Below are 15,931 nucleotides of genomic sequence, written 5' to 3'. Positions count from 1 at the left end.
GAAGACCTCGGCCCTGAGGCGGCCGCGGTCGTCTCGCGCGTCCTGCAGGATACCGAGGCGGCCAAGGTGGTCGATCTCGGCCGCCGGTTCTGCCGAATCTTCCGGAGCCGCTGTGGCCAGCAGCCGTCAGAAAAATCAGATGTCACGGCGTTCGATCAATGGCTGGGCGAAGCGCAAACCTGCGGTGTCCGGATCGTCGAAAGCTTCGCTGCTAGCCTCGGTCAGGATAGAGATGCTGTTCGGTCCGCGCTGACACTGCCTTGGAGCAGTGGACAAGCCGAAGGCCAGATCACGCGTCTCAAGCTCTTGAAGCGCGCCATGTACGGTCGCGCCAATCTCGACCTCCTACGACGACGGTTCCTCCTCGCAGCCTGATCCACTAAACTTGGCGAAGAGCCACTTTTCAGGGGGAAGGCCAGTGCCGGCGAAAGGCGAAGACACCGCCGCAGGACCTGCAACGCACGCTCTCGGCGATCCTCTGACGGCATCAGAACGGGGCCGAATGGTGGGCTATTCGAAGCGACCGCAGATCGTCGATGAGTCGCTCGAAGCACCCAGCCGTGCGCCAGCGCCGGGCCTGCTGATAGACGGCTTCCCAGGGCGGGAAGTCGTTGGGCGTCCACCGCAACAGCCGCTCGTCCTCACGACGTAGCGCGGTCCGTCGAACACCTCGCGAGACTGCACTCACGCTGCCCCGCATCCTCGCGCAGCAGCGTCGGGTCGGGAGCGACCAGCGGCCCATTCCTCCTCGGAAACGTCGGACGGGCGAGCGGCGTGCGAAGCGGTCACGCCTCCTTCGTCTGGATTCCCATCTTCACCGCTCCATGACAGCCTCGAGGATACGTCTCGCGACGTCGCACGGGCACCGTGAAACCGCTCAGCGGACGGGGTCGCGCTGCGCCATCGCGGTCGCGGAGCGCGATTTCTGCATCACGCCCTCGATCTGCTCCCGTTGACGGGTGAACTCCGCCAGCATTCGGCCGTCGAGCTCGCGTCCACGGGGAACGCGGATCTTCATGGGGTCGACGAAGTGACCGTTGATGATCACCTCGTAATGGAGGTGGGCGCCCGTCGACAGGCCGGTGGACCCGACATAGCCGATCACCTGCCCCTGCCGCACCTTGGCGCCGGCCGTGACCCCGCGGGCGAAGCGAGACATGTGGTTGTAGGTGGTGACGTAGCCGTTGATGTGCTGGACCTCGACCCGCCGTCCATAGCCCGAATCCCAATCGGCCTTGATCACGGTCCCGTTGCCCGCCGCGACGATGGGTGTGCCGATGGGGTTGGACCAATCGACGCCGGTGTGGAGCTTGGCGTAGCCGAGCACTGGGTGGCGCCGGTAGCCGAAGCCCGACCGCATGATGCCGTCGGCGATGGGTTTGCGGATGAGGAACTTCTTGAGCGACCGCCCCTGTTCGTCGAGGTAGTCGATGGTGCCGTCGTCGGGTGACTGGAACCGGTAGACCTTGCGCGGTTCGCCACCGAGGTTGAGCGACGCGTAGAGAAGGTCCGGTCGCTCCGACGCGGTCTGTCCCGTCTCCTCGTCGAAGGTGTAGAACACGTCGAGGGCGTCGCCCGGCGAGATTCGGCGCTGGAAATCGACATCGTAGCCGAAGATCCGCACGAGATCCTCGACGGTGGTGCGCGGCAAGTCGTGCCGGGCCGCCGTCTCGTAGAGGCTCTGGTAGAGCCTCGGCCCCGAGCCGCCGTCCTCCTCCTCGTCCTCCGCCGCCGTCTCGGTCTTGCCGGAGGCCTTCGCGGCCGGCGCCCCGTCCGTGGGCGGGGCGACCGACACGAAGGCGCCCCGATCGTTGATGGCCGCGATGCCCTCGATGCCACCCTCTCCGTAAAGGATGAGCCGCGTCACCTGCCTTGGATCGCCGGGCTTCGGGCCGGGCGCGATCTGCAGGCGGAACTGCTGCCCCTCGGTGAGTTCGGCGATGCGTCCGCGCCCGCCCAGGGCCGAGACGATGCCGCGGATCTGCTCCTCGCTGGCCTGCCCCGTCGCACGCAGGACCATGTCCAGGGTCTCGCCACGCTTGAGCGCGAGGTCGCGCTCGTCGACGAGTGACACGTCGCCGGCCCGCAGTCCGACCTTGGCGAGCTTCGTCACGTTCTCGGGCACCACGAGCACGTCGATGGACTGGAACGGACTTTTCCCGACGGGTGCGGCCGGCCCATCGAAATCAGGCGTGACCCCACCCTGCTGCAGGGTGCGCGACAGCATGATCTGCGGCGCCACCGGCACGGCACTGCGCCGGCCGGCCTCGGTGGTGAGGCGGCGCTCCTCTTCGACCTGCGCGACGACATCGTCGTCCGTGAGGGCAGGTGCGCCGGGATCGACGGCGAGGCCGACCAAGTCCTGCTTGACCACCGACACCTCGCCGCCCGGCCCCTCGGCGAGGCCGGGATCGGCGGCACGCTCCGCCGGTTCGTCGGAGGTGAACTTCATCGGATCGAAGCGGGGCATCTCGGCCGCGAACACGCCCGTCGTCATGGATAGGGCCGTGGTGACCCGGACGAAGGGGCGGACCTTGATGATCTCCCGGTCGGCGAGCCGCACGGTGACGGGCGCCCGAAAACTCTGCTTGGCCGAGGCGATCATCAGGTTGCGCACGAGGCGGTCGCCCTTGCGGGCCAAGGCGATGTCGTCATCGCTCGGAGCCGGACGGACGACCACGGCCGCCCGCTCGGGGATCGCCGCGAAGGAGATGTCGCTCTGAAAGGAGACGTGGATCGCCGCACCGATGAGACCCGCTCCGGTCAGGCCCGTGAGGGTGCTGGCGCAGAGCCAGCGCAGATTGACCTCGCGTCGGTCGATCCGCGGTGCATCGGGCCCGAGCAGGTCGAGGGGCGGTTCGATCCCGTTCTGGGAGCGCGGAGTCGCACGCGCATCCTGGGTCGGGGCCGGATGGCCGATCTTGAGGCGACCGCGCTTCACGAAGAACCCTTGCGACACTGCCGGGCGAACTGGGGGCGCCCTTGCCCGGCGGGTCTAGGATGTCGAAGGTCAGCATGTCGAGAGTGAGGCGAGGGGCGACCGCACGGCGCGATCGCCCCTCGCCCACACCCGTGCCTGCGATCCTTCACGGTTCAGGGGCCAACCGGGCCCGTCGCGCCGTCGCGGCGACCTGTTCGGGCGTCGGAGGATTCGCGGGATGACGATTCCAGCACAGTGGCGTGCTCCGCCTTGTCGCGCTTCCCGCACCCCCGCTGGCGTAGTGGAACTCGCCGACCCTGAGCTTGCCGAATTGGCCGCCGTTCCCCCCGCTCGCACCCGGAATTTCCTGGGCGGCCGCGATGGTGCCAGGCGCAACCGTGTGCTGGAAGAGTTGCCTCGTGCGGTTTGAGACGACCTGGGCGTGGTTTCCTTTGGAAACTCAGGTCTCGACGGTCGCCCCGAGGCCGTCCCTGCAGCCCTGCGCCACGAACTCGCCCCCGCTGTCGAGGCTCGGCGGAGCTTTCTGGGCTTGGCGGAGCTTTTTGGGCTTCGTAGTCGTGCTGACCCGGGAGGTGGCTCCGTGCCTCGGCCATGACGTAGAGGCGGCCGTGCAGCGGGGCATTCGACTCGATCCAGTCGAACAGCGCGATCTGGAGGCGGTTGACGAAATCCTCGCCCGAGGCCGCCCAAGCGAGGCGCCGACAGGTTGCTCGACGAAACGCGCGTGCGTGCAGGGTCGGGGCCGGAAAACAATTGCCTTTGGCCGAAGGCGGTACCGTCGGCCGGCAGGAGCGGGTTCGTCGCAATGGCGGCTCGGCGTTGGACCGCCAGGGCTTGCGCATTCGGCGAGGCGCTGTCGATCTCCCACCGGGGCCGCGAACCGGGCCGGCCTTTCCCTGCTCACACACCCGTTGCACCCGACGGCGCCATGGGCTAGATCTTCGCCGCGGTCAGCACCCGTAGCTCAGCTGGATAGAGCGTTGCCCTCCGAAGGTGGAGGACCCGGCGCTCCCACATGCTAAGTGCCTCCAATCCCTACAATAACTTAGCATCCTAGCGTGCGCACACATTACGCCGGGAAGCCCGTCGCGGCGCAAAAGGGTCACATCGGGGCGCGGAAGATGCCTTCGATATACGTCTCGGCGACGGCGCTCGGACGGCTGGCATCACACGAGCGGAAGCCAAGCGGCACGTCCCATAGTGCGCTGGCTGTAGGCGAGATTAGAGAAATCTGCGCTGCTCGGAATTACATCTTCAGTCGTTTGAAAGCTATAATTCGGGTTGTGAACCGTAGCTAAAGCCTGCTTAACGACGGCATAAACTCTTGACTCATTAATCAACACGAAGTCCTAGAAATTTTGCGCAGCCGCGTAGGGGGTGCCTTTTGTCCTCGCGAACTTTCAGTTCGGGCCCTTGGCGAACGAAAAAACCGCGCCGGGTGGCCTTATCTGCATCGCATTGCTGACTTAATAGTCAGGTGCCAGCGAAAGTTCGAGATCGGCCTGCGTCATCGCGAGAGTTGGTGTGCCATCAGGATCAAAGAGGGACTGAGCGAGCGCGCTTTTACGCTCCTTCAGGATCTCCATCTTTTCCTCGATCGTCCCACTTGCCACGAGCTTGTGCACGAACACCGGCTTGGTCTGCCCGATCCGGTAGGCACGATCGACGGCCTGATCCTCCACTGCGGGGTTCCACCAGGGATCGTAGAGGATCACGGTGTCGGCGGCGATCAAGTTCAGCCCCGTCCCTCCGGCCTTCAAGCTGACCAGGAAGACGCTGGCATCGCCATTCTCGAATTGCAGGATCGCCGCCTCCCGGTCGCGGGTAGCTCCTGTTAGGAGTGCATAGGCGATGGCTCGCCTCGTGAGCCGCTCCTGAATCAGGCGCAGCATCGAGGTGAACTGCGAGAAGACGAGGATGCGGCGTCCCTCCGCGAGCAGCTCGACCAGCATCTCCTCCAGCCGATCAAGCTTGGCCGACCCGGCATCGCTCGACCGGATCGTCGGCTTGCGGGCCGTAGTCCGTCTCGTCGATTGAGACTTGTCCTTGCTGCTCGCGTCGGCCTGCTTCAGAAGGCGCGGGTCGCAGCAGGCTTGGCGCAGCTTCAACAGAGCGTCGAGGATGATGATCCGGCTGCGGGCAAAACCCCGCTCTGCAATCGCGGCGCTGACGCGCGCGTGCATGGAGAGGCGGAATCCCTCGTAGACGTCGCGCTGCGAACCCTGGAGATCGATGCGCTCGACGATCTCGGTCTTCGGCGGCAACTCGCGGGCGACCTCCGCCTTGGTCCGGCGCAGCAGGAACGGCTTCACGCGCCGAGCCAACAGTCGGCTTCGCTCGCGATCGCCCTGCTTCTCAATCGGGCCACGCCAGACCTTCGCGAAGCTCTTGCGGTCACCGAGAAGGCCGGGACAGGCGAAAGCGAAAAGTGACCACAGCTCGTCGAGGTTGTTCTCCAGCGGAGTGCCAGTCAGACAGATACGGTGGTGCGCCTCGATCCCGAGCAGCAGCTTCGTCGTCGCGGCATCCGGGTTCTTGATCGTCTGCGCTTCATCGAGAAGCAGCAGCGGCCAAGTCCGGGTTGCCAACACAGCGTGGTCGCGGGCGATCAACGGATAGGTCGTCAGCACGAGATCGCTGTCGGGGATCGTGCCGAACCGATCCGCGCGATCATGCCCGTGAAGAGTCAGAACGCGCAGGTCAGGCGCGAAGCGCTCTGCCTCTCGGCGCCAGTTCGCCATCAGGCTGGTCGGAGCGACTACCAGGGCTGGACCGTCGAGCCGACCCTGCGCCTTTTCGATGGCCAGCAGAGCGAGAGCCTGCACCGTCTTGCCAAGACCCATGTCATCCGCGAGCACGCCGCCGAAACCGACATCGCGAAGAAAGGCGAGCCACGATACGCCCTCGTGCTGGTATGGCCGCAGCGTAGCGCGAAAGCTCGGCGGAAGGACGGCTGGCGGTATCCCGCCAGTCGCTCCGAGCCGTCTCCCCATCTCGCGCACGCGCTCGCCGCCGCGCCAGATTGTATCCGGCATCGCCGCCTCGAAGGCCGCGAGACCGGCTGCATCGGCACGGCTGAGGCGTAGGCGACCCTCTTCCGCCCCGTTGCCAAGGGCGAGATCGTGGATCGCGGCCACGATCGTCTTGAGCCGCGCCGCCGGAAAGGCGAGAACGCGCCCATCGCTCAACGGCAGATAAGAGGCCTCGTCGTCCTCCGCCGCGCTTTCCAGCATCTCAAGATCGAAGCCTGGAGCGGCAATCATCGCCACGATCGGACCGATCAAGTCGATCCGCTCGCCGTCGACAATGACGCCGAGGTGGAGCTCGAGCCAATCGATGCCCGAACCCTCGTGGACCTCCGCCTCGAAGCTGTCGCCGACACGTAGCAGGCGTCCCGGGAAGTCGTCGGAGAATTCGATCTCCCAGCCATCCGCCCGAAGCTGGGGCAGGATGTGGAACTGAGCGTCGAGCCAAGCGAGCTCGTCTCCTTCAGGGACGAAGTCATGCGCATGCGTGGCCGGAACCCGAGCGCGACGCTCAGGCAACGGGACGAAATCGTTGGCCAGCAGGCTCGCAATGGCACGGCGCTCCGCCTCCGCATCACGATGAAGCTCGATCAAGCGTCCGCCCGTCAGCCGCGTCACCACGGGCTTGGCTTCTCTAAGAGGAATTGTGACAGAACCGTATCGGAAGGAGAGGCGGCCCAGCCCGACCCGTTCGGGAGCAGGCGGTGTGCCGTAGCCGTTGTAGCCGTATGGTGAGGCTGACTCGGGCGGTAGATCAGCGGCGAACAGACTCAGAACTGGTTTAGGTGTTACGCCTGCCAAACGTTCCCGCTTCGGTTCGGGCACCGCCAAAGCGGCAAGACTGGGTGCACGCTTTGTCAGAGCGGCGTTGAACGCCTCCACTGCTGCGCCTGGCACTTCCGGAGCAGCCAGCAGTGTTGCTGCGATACGCGGCGGATGGCTCGTCTCGATGACTCCGATGAGACCCTGCTCGGGATCGACATAGACCGGTGGCGTAGCGCTGAGAACGATGCCCCGGCCGTCAAGTTCGAGCCCTGGCACCAGCGCAGCCTCGCCGGCCGTTCGCCAAACGATTCGGCCGGATTGTGGTGGGCCCACTGAGAGGACCGGCCCATCGAGTCCGAGCCAGCGTGCTCGCCCGGTGGCAAGAACTTCGGCGAGGATCGCGGCACCGCCGTCGCCAGCGAAGCTGATGGAAGCCCCAGCTCCGTAGTCGCGTCGGAGTAACGTCACCGCACGAAGGATCTTGAGATCCGAGGGCCTCAGGAACTTGGCGGGAGCTCCAGACAGGGCCGCGCTAGCCTCGTAAGGGCGGTTGTTCCTTGAGAAGCGGCCGTCCTTGAGCAGGCGCGCAGAGATGGGTTGGACGCCGAGCCGTGGAACACCTTTACCGAACGGAATCGGGCTGAGAACATAGATGAGGCGTTGCGCGATGCTGCTGGGATAGCTCTCCTCGGCCATGGCTTGAGCCCGGTCGAGATCCTCAAGCCATGCAGCCAGGCCCGGCACGGTGTTCACGTTATGGGCAGACGATGCCCCGGAACGCTGTGCCGGCGCGTAGAGGAGCCGGGCAAGGCGGTCCTCCGCCGACGGACGAGTGAGGCGGTTTGCCGACTGAAGCCCAAAGAGGAGCACAGCCGCAACATGCTTGCAGTTGAAGCCGACGGGACAGGTGCATTCTCCAGCGATGCCGACATCACCGCGAATGCCCTCAAGTTCGATCGTCTGCTCGTAGGGCCGACGGGCAGTGCCGAGAACCTGCCCGAACACGAGCTCATCGTCCTGGTCGAAGGCGACAACCCGACCGTCACGCACATACTGCCGAGCAGCCTCGAAGGCTTTCTGTCCAACTTCGGTGAGGATGTCTTTCTCGCTGTAGCGCTCCATAAGATCGTCTGCAGAGCCTTCTTTAATGCTGAGGGTAAAGTTATTCGATTGGAGCAGGAGGGCCTCTGTCAATCAGTGTCACGCCGGTCGGCTCCTTAGAATCGACAGTTGGGTTTTCCGCTAGAATCTGGTCCCACAAGACTGCTACGCTCAGCCGCACTACGATCTAGGGTTCCCATTGCAGGAGTGGGTGAAATAGCTTTAATTGATAGACGAACAGTTCGCGAAAATCCTATTTCGCCACTAATTGCTACGACTGCCTGGCCATCAGCTAACTTACTGCAGTCTGCGTGCCGCCACGAGCGCGTCGAATGCAGTCATTAATCTGACGCTCGGCATCCCTCGTCTGAAGGCTTCAGACGGTCAAGACGACCTACTTATTTGGTTCGAGACTTACCAGCGCATCCTGCGTTCCTGCTTTCACTAAGACAGCCTCCCCGGCCTCGACGAGGCTCGCATTTGGCGCTGGGGGGAGCACAGCGTCCTCAGCGAGGTTCAGGGCAAGGAGAAGGTGCCGCGATCCAGCGCCAACCTACAGCACGAGCTGGGCGTTCGTCAGGTGAAGCGTTCGCGTGCGGACGCGGTGAAGCCGGGCATGGCGGCGGCGCAGGGCGATCAGCGTTTGATGCAGCCGGTAGTTCGCTAGCCGTAAGGAGCGAAATGGGCTCGTGTTCTGGGGGAAACCGGCCGGATCGCATCGTCCCCGTCGATGCGATCCATCTTCGAGCCGAGGAAGGCTTGCTCGTCGCCCGCATAGATCCAAAGCGTGCCGCCGAAGACGAGCAGGATCGCGACGGTATGGGGGAACTGGCGCTCATCCGCGAGACGGCTGACGATTCGCTTGACTTTGTGGTTGCCGATGACGGTAAGCGGCACGAACGTATCGAGAAAGCCGTTGTGGAGGTCGAGCACGTGGGCGAGTTCGAACAGGTTGCGATCGTTAAGCGCGCTCCAGATGGATTCACAGAGCTCATACTGGGCCACCGCATCCAAGCCGATGTTGCGCACGATGGCGGCGTATCTGCATCCGACAGTTAAATCGAGCCATCGACATCTCCTTCCAGAGAAAATGCCGACGATCTCGTTCCCGATCCAAATCCCGTTATAAATTCACAACTTAGTCTTCATCCTCGTCTTCGCCTTCTTCGTTCGAAAACGCCGATTTAACATCAGCATCCGCAAGGCCCGTCATTTTGCAAACGAGATCTACAATCTTTGTTCGACGAGTGTCGACAAAGCTTCGAAATTTGCGCTTATCGAGCGTATCTATATCGATTAATGCATTTAGTAGGAGCCCTTTGTCTACGGCAGCCAAGAAGATTTTTGGATCTTTTGCTGACTTATTTCTATTTGCGAGCTGCTGAAGTATCCACAGATTGCCTATATTATTAACTAAAATACTATCGTATTTTTCTTCCATAGTGGAACGGGGGAAAATATGATCTATTTCCGGTAAATTTTTGCTGTAAAAAACCTTTCCGCCGTTCCTGCCTTGCAGTAAGCTTAGAGCAAGCTCTGAATTGTTACCTATTAAATTGTCGTCCACGCAATCAAACCCTGTTTTCCACGTTATGAAAGCTGCGGCTCCTGCCATTGGGAAGTCCGTCGCTGGTTCGCTCATAAAGTCTCGAATGAAAGCTCCAGTCCTGCTGTCAGAATGTTGCGTAAATATCTTTGAAAAAGCAAACAAATATAAAGCTTTTCGAGCGTTTGAGTCTCCAGCTTTAAATGCTTTAGTCTTCTTAAAATATAGAAAATGCACAAAAGGTATTAGAGTGTTCAGGCCTCCAATCATTCGACCTGAATCAATCTTGCAATCAATTCTTACAAAATCTACTGTAGAACGAATGGCATCTAAGCATTGATCATAGGCCTGCCGAATCAAATCGACATTGGCTTTTTTTCTCAATAAGTCGAAATCGAGCCTTGTGCCTAGTCCGGATGTAGAGAAAAGACATCTTATTACAAAGTCAGTGTCAATTTTTAGGTCTGACCCCTTATTTATTTCTTCAATGAACTTTGGGAGCAAACTACTTACGTCCGGCCAATACAATCGGAGCATACTTACGATCAAGTCAGATCGGCTGAGTCGAACCCCTTGGCTATTAATTCGAACAAATATTTCTAATATATCGAATACGGTTTTTCGCGACTTGTAGTCTGCTGGGAGACTGGCGTCGATGGTTTGAGTTTTCAGGCACTCTGAACTTTCGTTAAAAACGAATCTGACCTGAGATATATTTTCGTCAAGTTTCAATTTGGCGGAGTCAGTAAGACCTAAAGAGGCCGAGATGTCAGATTTCATTTTTAATGCATCGATTGGCGGCATTTTCAATAATTTAGGCAAAGAAAACCAGTATTCTGGCTTGTCCTCTGAGTCGCCCTGTGAGTCTACGTCAAGATATAAGGCATTTTCATCCTGAATCTCTTTCAAGGAGGAAAACTTGAAGTGATATTTTTCTTCACTTGTATCGTCTGTCTCCAGTCCACTTAATAAGTTGATATAAAACTCTTTCCCTTCGTGTGTCCCGTTTAAGGCAATATTTATCGAAGTTAATCTCTGTTGACCGTCCAAGACATACCGTATCCTCTTTTTGTCGGTATTTTCTTTGTATATCGGGAGGTCTTCGGATCGGTAATCTTTAACAAATCTCCTATACTGAATGCTCTCATAAGTTTCCCACAGAAGCACAATCCCGACGGGATAGCCGCGCATAAGTGAATCGAATAGCTTCTCGATTCGTCCAGTATCCCAGACAAAATCGCGCTGTATCGCCGGAAGAACAACATCCCCAGCTTCGATATCGTTGATCAGTGCAAAAATTGAGGACAAGTTTTTATCTCTGGTGTGTGATTGCAAGAAAGCTTCGCGTAAAGGCCTAGCTTATGTCAACCGTGTGGGCGCTGGTCCGAATTTGTTTACGACTGCGGATTGCTGAGCCTTTTGTACAACCTGCTCTGGGGTGGGCGGGTTGGCTGGGTGGTAGCTCAGGCAGAGCGGTGTCCGTAGCTTCGACGGGCGCCCCGACCCCTCAGTGGCAAAGTAGAACTCGCCTGCCTTGAGCTTGCCGATGTCGCCGCCGCTGCCTCCGCTCGCTGCAAGAATTTCTTGGGCCGCCGCGATGGTCGCGGGCGCGCTCTGACGACCGAAAAACTGTGTCGTGCAGTTCGAGACAACCTGGTTGTGGATGCCCTTCGGAACCTGGGTCGCGACGATCATCCCGAGGCCATACTTGCGACCCTGCGCAACCAACTTGATCCCGCTGCCGAGGCTCGGCGAGGTTCGCTGTGCTGGCAGGAAGCTTTGTGCCTCGTCCATCACGTAGAGCCTGCCGCGCGGCGACGGGTTCTTCTTAATCCAGCCGAACAGCATCATCTGGAGACGGTTCACAAAATCCTCGCGGGCCGCTTCCGAAGCGAGACCAGACAGGTTGATCACCGAGATGCGCGTGCGTCCCGGATCGCGTCCGGTAAACAGCTGGCGCGGGTCGAGAACCGTGCCATCGACGCGCAGGAGGGGGTTCGTTGCGATGGCCGCATGGAGTTGGTCCGCCATAGCCTGGGCGTGCTTCGGGGCGCTGCCGATCTGGCTGATCCCGTCCGGTAGGTCCGCGAGCAGATCCATGAAGGCGGCGAGGTCGCCCCCACCCCCTTCTGCGAAGCGCCGCAGCGCGTCGGCAAGCACCCCAAGCTGTAGACGGTTCTTGGCGCCGGCCAACGGCCCGAGAGTCTCGACCGCCATCTCGATAGCCTGCTGGCGCTCGTCTCGGTCGCCCCCGACCTCGGCGAAGTCGGGCAGCACGGAAAGGAACAGCGGATTGCCGGCATGCACGCCAGGCGTCCACACGATCACCTCGACCGCCGCGCGATAGTGAGCTGCCTTGGCCTGGTCGTCCTGTGAGAAGCCCTCCGGCCGCTCAGGCCAGGCATCGCCGAGGCGCGCGAGGTCGTTGTTGGGGTCGATCACGATGGCCGGAATGCCCGCCAGCGCCGCCTCCTCCACGAGGCGGCGCAGCAGCACCGTCTTGCCCGACCCAGAGCCCGCTATGATCGCAGTGTGGCGCATTAGCAGGCGAGTCGGCAGGGTGACGGGAGGCGCCTCGGGCGTGAGGCGGTGGCCGACCAGAATTACCTCTGGCGGCGTCATCAGCTCGCCCCGGGGAACGCTCGGCGTGTTGGACGAACGCGTCTCAATGGGCGGCGCGGATGGTTGATTTGGTGAGGGTGCTGGCTTCTCTGGAACGACAGGCGGCTGATCCACCGGGGTTGTCTCGCTGGCGCGGGGCGCATGGGCAAGACGTGCATCCTTGAAGAAGGCGGTTGACAGAAGCGGCTGCTCCGCCCGAAGCCAGCGCTCGAAGCGATCGGACATGCCTTCGGCTTGCGCCCGCGCTCGCAGGTCGCGCAGGGCCACAAACGTGCGCAGGTCGTCGTCCGTGGGATCGATCAACTGGCCGCCCGCCGCCGAGAAGGCGTCGAAGAGCGCCTTCGTCTTTGCACCGCCCGGCATGGGCCCGCGCCGAACGAGGAGCAGGGCGCGGTCGGGGATGCGTGCCGAGATGCCCGAAGCCGTGAGCGCCGCACGGAGCCGGGCCTGGAAGGCGATGGCGTTCTGGTGCTGGAGCGCCCGGTAGCAAACGTGACGCTCGCGGTCGTTCTCGTCGCGGTGGATGAAGGTCAGGCGGCCGTGCAGGGGCGGGATCTTCTGGTCGGGCTCGCCCTTGCTCGCCACGTCGAGGGTATCGTCGGGATCGTCCTCCAGGGCGTAGATGTCGAAGGCGTCGCACAGGAGTCGGCCAAGCCATCCATCCTCGACGCTGTGGATGCCCGTGATGTCGGCCGCCCGGCGGGCCGCAGCGAGGTCGAACTCCGAGTCCGGGATCGCGATGGGAGACTGCCCCGACGGGTCGAGGAGTGAGGTGCAGGGTCCGACCGTCTCCGTCGCGAGGCAGTGGCGCCGAAAGGCATCGCAGCGCATCAGCAAGGTGCGGGGCATCATCCCGAAGGCCGCTGCATCCGCAATCGCCTCATCGCTGAACGGCCAGGTTCTGGTGGGCGGTGCGAAGCCAGCCTCCGCGTAGGCCGGCGCTAGCCGCCCGGCGACGAGCGCCGCGGCGGCGGACCGCTCGTTCATGCCGACGAGGCCCCTGGGTTCGCCGAAGCGCTCGCGCATTGGCTGGAGGCCGCGCGTCTTGATGCGCTCCCAGGATTCCTGGAGGCAGGTCACGACGGTCATGCTGCGGTCGCAGACGATGCTGAGCTCGAGCAGCCCTGCCGAGAGCACTTCCGTGAGACTCGTCTCCGGTTCGAGGCCGTCGCCGCCCGCGAGGCGGCTCGTGTCGATGATGCCGTCGATCTGGTCGACAGCGACGAGGGTCGGTCCGCTCAGCGCCATAATCCAGCACATGCCGCGCACGACCTCTACGGGGGCCGGCGGGGGCGTCTTGAAGCCCAGGGCGGTGCGCTCCGCCGGATCGGCCTCGTAGCCCTGGAGCCAGGCGTGGGCGAGGCCGACGGCGCTGAAATCCTGCGAGCGCAGGAGGCAGAGGGCGCGGAACACGTCGAGGTGCTTGAGCGCGCGTCCTGGATCGACGCTCATCAGAGCCCGCACGAGCACGTCGACGATGCGCCGCGTGTCGATGCTCGGCGTATTAAACGCGGCCTCGACCTGTTCCTCGACGTGGAAGCGGCGCGCGACCCCGGCCAGCACGGCATCCGATTGCCGGCGGCCGTTCGGCATAGTTTGGAGAAGCGCGGTGACGAAGCTCAGGGCTGCACTGCGCCAGAAATCCGTAAGTCCGAGCACGTCTAGGGGCACGAACCAGGCGCCGGTGGCCCAGGCCTCGCGCCGAAGCTGCCCGACGAGGTGGGTCTTGCCGACGCCGGACTGGCCAACGAGGACTTGGCCTGGAGCGCGGTCGGCCGGCTGCCGGGCCTTCCGATGTAGGTCGGCGACGATCTCGGGAACGAGCCGCTCGTTGGGGCCGCCGGTCGGCTCGGCGTCGATCCAGATGCTATCGAGGGTGCGCACCCAATCGAAATCGACACTCCGCAAGGCGTCGAGGGCGTCGTGCGTGCGGGCGGCGTCGCTCATACGAAGGGCGTTTCTCACGATTGAATCCAGAGAATATGGAAGGGCTCGCCGGCCGGTGCGTAGGCGGCCTCTCGCTCGACAGCATCTAGGGATTTGGGATCGCTGAACTGGCTCAGCCGCGCGTTGGGATCACCGCGTAGGATCGCGGCTAGACCCGCGTCCAGCGTCGCGCGATCGACGTCGGCGAGATGCGCACGCAGCGCACTCAAGCGCACGGCCGTGGCCCGCTCGCCGCCCGTTAGGGCCAGGTATGCCGCTTCGATCCGCTCACGGATCCGCGCGGGCGCCGGGCCCGAAGCGGATTTCGGCTTGCGCGCCACCTTGGAGTTCGGTGGATCTTTCGATCTTGATTTTGCCGGGACCTTTGCTTTCGAGGCCGGGACGGGTTCCGTCTCCGCGCGCATCGGACCGATGAACTCGGCGAGCGTCGCGGCGTTTGCTTCGAGATGCGCGTGAAGGAGCTCCAGCCAGTCCTGCAGCACGCGGAGGCTCGGCGGCAGCGGGTCGCGCAGATGGGCACCGGCCCAATTCCAGCCCTCATCGGTGACGGTGAGCCGAAGTGAACGGCCCTGCTTATGAGCTTCGAGGAGATGGGCCGCGATGAGTGCCTCACGGTCGGCTCTCTCGATCTTTGGCACGATAACGCTCTGGAGGGCGCTTCCGGAGCGGCCCAGGAGGCACCAGAGGATCAACGCCTGCTTTGACGTTGGGGGTTCGCTCATGGGTCATCCCTCATGCCTGCGACGCCGCAGGTCGACGACGCCGCGAATTTTTTCGATTGATAGAGCAAGGTCAGCCGCGACCTGTTCGTTGGTTAAGCGCAGGATGAGGTAGCCGGACGTCAACAGCTGGTAGTCGCGGTGACGGTCGGCGCCGAACTTCGGCTCGGCCCGATGTTCGGGCCCGTCGAGTTCCACGACGACCAAGTGGGCCGAGCATAGTAGATCGACCCGCACCCGTGCACCCCAGTCGCCGACTGCCACCGGCGCATTGCAGACGAAGAGACCGCGAAGGTCGTCATCCTGCGCCAATGCAGCAGCCACGCGCTGCTCAATCACGCTGGCGTGATGCGCACCGGGCGTTGGGGCGATGAACCGCTCCCTTACCGTAGCCTGGGGACATGCCAGTTCGAGGGCCCCGTAGAGAATGCGGTCGTAGGGCGCGACCGCCGGCGGAAGCACGGTCAATGTCGTCACGACTGCTGCGCCATGTCGGGCGCACCAGTCAATCGCATCTATTACCGGACCCGCTCGTTTGCCTGACGCTGGATCCACCTCCCAAACGAGAATAACGCCGAGAGATCCGACTGCGCGAAGGAGGTAATTGAACTCGAGTTCCCGTGCCATCCGATGGAAGCGTGGCGATAGGCCGAGGCTAGCGCGCCTGGCTGCCGCCGCCCACCAGGGATCGGAACTTAAAGATGAGAGGCTCGCATTCGGAGGTCCGGCTTCCTCTGCCGTGCGGGATGCGTCCGATTCGTCCCAGTGAGGCCAGTGGGCAAGGGCGAGATCGGCGAGATCATCGAGAAGTCGTTCGAGGATCCCCAGCGTCGAGGTGAATCCACGGCACGTGACGAGAAGCGCACCCCGTTTGCGCTCAAGTCCATCCGCAAGGATTTCGCCGACGCCATCGCGATCAACGCCGATGATCGTCAGCCGCTCACCAGACGCCATGCCGACGATACGTTGAACGAGCGCACCTACGTCAATCTGCGGCCATGCCGGAGCCGTCGGATCTAAATGCGAAGTCAAATGGGAGGGTCGCGGTATCGGCCTGATCCGGTTTTCACAAATCCGATCATAACGATTCGGCACGGCCGAGCACAGACCGACATGGTGCGATTTCGTCGCAAAGGACTGATCGCCGACGAAGATCGTGGTTCAGGCTGATCGGCCCCCACGAGGTGGTCCGAGGATAAAGTTAGTGCACGGTTGGCCGCTCCGCCACGGGTAGCTTGGCCGGCGGAGCTGGTCGGGCGAGCGC

At 62.5% G+C, this 15,931-nt stretch carries 9 protein-coding genes; 2 read left to right on the top strand and 7 right to left on the bottom strand.

Going from position 1 to position 15,931, the window contains the following annotated elements; all coding sequences use genetic code 11:
• Positions 1-375 (top strand): transposase (locus ASF25_RS14510; RefSeq protein ID WP_162239268.1); only part of this gene is annotated, 375 nt, incomplete at its 5' end.
• 502 nt (positions 376-877) lie between these two features.
• On the opposite strand, the gene ASF25_RS14505 is transcribed toward ASF25_RS14510, so the two are convergent.
• The 7 genes from ASF25_RS14505 to ASF25_RS23670 form a co-directional block, all read right to left on the bottom strand.
• On the bottom strand, positions 878-2,920 hold the full coding sequence (locus ASF25_RS14505) for a M23 family metallopeptidase (RefSeq protein WP_244473030.1): 2,043 nt from the start codon (positions 2,918-2,920) through the stop codon (positions 878-880).
• A 1,487-nt stretch (positions 2,921-4,407) separates the two neighbouring features.
• Positions 4,408-7,926, bottom strand: coding sequence for a DEAD/DEAH box helicase (locus tag ASF25_RS14495; protein ID WP_348271332.1), 3,519 nt, complete (start codon positions 7,924-7,926; stop codon positions 4,408-4,410).
• Between the two features lie 570 nt (positions 7,927-8,496).
• On the bottom strand, positions 8,497-8,862 hold the full coding sequence (locus ASF25_RS23675; protein ID WP_056305434.1) for an alpha-amylase family glycosyl hydrolase: 366 nt from the start codon (positions 8,860-8,862) through the stop codon (positions 8,497-8,499).
• Between the two features lie 109 nt (positions 8,863-8,971).
• Positions 8,972-10,714, bottom strand: a complete 1,743-nt coding sequence (locus tag ASF25_RS22030; RefSeq protein ID WP_082502746.1) for a DUF262 domain-containing protein — start codon at positions 10,712-10,714, stop codon at positions 8,972-8,974.
• A 24-nt stretch (positions 10,715-10,738) separates the two neighbouring features.
• On the bottom strand, positions 10,739-13,966 hold the full coding sequence (locus ASF25_RS14485) for a DUF87 domain-containing protein (RefSeq protein WP_244473029.1): 3,228 nt from the start codon (positions 13,964-13,966) through the stop codon (positions 10,739-10,741).
• Positions 13,963-14,670 carry a hypothetical protein gene (locus ASF25_RS14480; RefSeq protein WP_056305430.1) on the bottom strand — a complete coding sequence of 236 codons (708 nt, stop codon included), beginning with the start codon at positions 14,668-14,670 and terminating at the stop codon, positions 13,963-13,965. The genes ASF25_RS14485 and ASF25_RS14480 overlap by 4 nt, the downstream gene beginning before the upstream one ends.
• Before the next feature lie 3 nt (positions 14,671-14,673).
• Positions 14,674-15,144: a DUF559 domain-containing protein gene (locus ASF25_RS23670; protein ID WP_244473028.1), complete on the bottom strand. Its 471-nt coding sequence runs from the start codon at positions 15,142-15,144 to the stop codon at positions 14,674-14,676.
• Between the two features lie 297 nt (positions 15,145-15,441).
• Between ASF25_RS23670 and ASF25_RS23665 the strand changes: the two genes are divergently transcribed.
• A complete protein-coding gene (locus ASF25_RS23665; protein ID WP_244473027.1) occupies positions 15,442-15,687 on the top strand; it encodes a hypothetical protein in 246 nt (81 codons plus the stop codon).
• Positions 15,688-15,931: the final 244 nt, after the last annotated feature.

It is taken from the genome of Methylobacterium sp. Leaf100 (genome assembly GCF_001422845.1).
In the GTDB taxonomy this organism is placed as follows: domain Bacteria; phylum Pseudomonadota; class Alphaproteobacteria; order Rhizobiales; family Beijerinckiaceae; genus Methylobacterium.
Note: the sequence above shows the minus strand (reverse complement) of the source record. Positions and strands in the feature narration are given on the sequence as shown.

Bases quoted from the DNA above. Each gene is read 5' to 3' on its own strand.
- ASF25_RS14480 (WP_056305430.1), bottom strand. From the start codon at position 14,670: ATGAGCGAACCCCCAACGTCAAAGCAGGCGTTGATCCTCTGGTGCCTC.